The following is a 1,387-nucleotide window of genomic DNA, read 5'->3' on the forward strand; positions in this document are numbered from 1 at the left end:
AGGTTCTGGAACACCGTCTCGATGCCCGCCTCGCGCGCCTCGATCGGCCCGGCGAAGTTCACTTCCTTGCCGTCGAACCAGATCTTGCCGTCGGTGCGCTGCTCGACGCCGGTGATCTGGCGCACGAAGGTCGACTTGCCGGCGCCGTTGTCGCCCATGATGGCGACATGCTCGCCCTTGCGCAGCTCGAAATTCGCCTCCTGCAGCGCGTGCACGCCGCCATAATGCTTGGTCAGGTTTTCGGTCTTCAGAACGATGTCGGACATGGTCAAGCTCCTATCGCCCGGCGGCGCTGGCGCCATTGATCGAGAACGACTGCGCCGACGATGATCACGCCCTTGACCATCTCCTGATAGTAGGCGTCGAGGCGCAGGAAGGTGAAGCCGGAGATGATGACGCCGAAGATCAGCGAGCCGATCACCGTGCCGATAATAGACCCGCGGCCGCCAGAGAGCGAGACGCCGCCGATGACCGCCATGGCGATGGCGTCGAGCTCGTACATGACGCCCATGCCGGCCTGGGCGGTGAGGTTCTTGGAGGAGAGCACCACCGCGGCGATCGCGGCCAGGATGCCGGCGATGGCATAGACCAGCACCTTGTGGTTGGCGATCTTGATGCCGGACATGCGCGCGGCGTCCTCGTTGGAGCCGATGGCGTAGCAGTGCTTGCCGTATTTGGTGTAGCTCAGGATGAGCTGGAACAGGATCGCCAGCGAAATGAAGATGATGACCGGCATCAGCCCCTTGCCGATGGCCGCGAAGCTGTCGGTCGGGAACGAGATCGGCTGGCCCTTCGACCACCATTTGGCGATGCCGCGCGCCGTGACCATCATGCCGAGCGTGGCGATGAAGGGCGGAATGCGTGTGTAGGCGATCAATGATCCGTTGATGAGACCGGCCAAAAGCCCGCAGCCGACGGCGACCAGCAGCGGCACGATGACCGGCAGGTCGGTCCAGCCATAGTCGATGAACATCGCCTTGGGGTTGGGATTGCCGTTGACGGTCGCCACCTGCGCGAAGCTCATGGCGATCATGGCGGTGGCGCCGACGATCGAGCCCGATGACAGGTCGATGCCGCCGCTGATGATGACCTGGGTGACGCCGATGGCGATGATGCCGACGATCGACACCTGCAGGATGATGATCTGCAGGCGCTGCTCGTTGAAGATGCCCTGGACGTTCTCGCGGGTGTTGAACAGGAAGCTATCGCCGAGGAAGACGCGGCCGATCAGCTCGAACGCGCCGACCAGAATGACGAGCGCCAGGAAAACGTTGAACTCGGCCGGCCAGGGGCGCTTCTTGGCGTCATAACTCAGCCCGCCAATGCCATGCGATGTCTGTGACACGTCTTCTTCCTCCGAATGACCGCGCCCGTCCTCCCGCCCGGT

General features: G+C 63.3%; 2 protein-coding genes. Both read right to left on the reverse strand.

All coding sequences use genetic code 11. From position 1 onward, the window contains the following. Positions 1-266: ATP-binding cassette domain-containing protein (locus P9236_RS30595; RefSeq protein ID WP_278078201.1), on the reverse strand; the 266-nt coding region annotated here is incomplete at its 3' end. 2 nt (positions 267-268) lie between these two features. Beyond that, the gene (locus P9236_RS30600) at positions 269-1,345 is read right to left on the reverse strand and encodes an ABC transporter permease (RefSeq protein ID WP_278078202.1); all 1,077 of its coding nucleotides are present in this window, start codon (positions 1,343-1,345) and stop codon (positions 269-271) included. Positions 1,346-1,387: the final 42 nt, after the last annotated feature.

It is taken from the genome of Mesorhizobium sp. WSM4884 (assembly GCF_029625675.1).
In the GTDB taxonomy this organism is placed as follows: domain Bacteria; phylum Pseudomonadota; class Alphaproteobacteria; order Rhizobiales; family Rhizobiaceae; genus Mesorhizobium.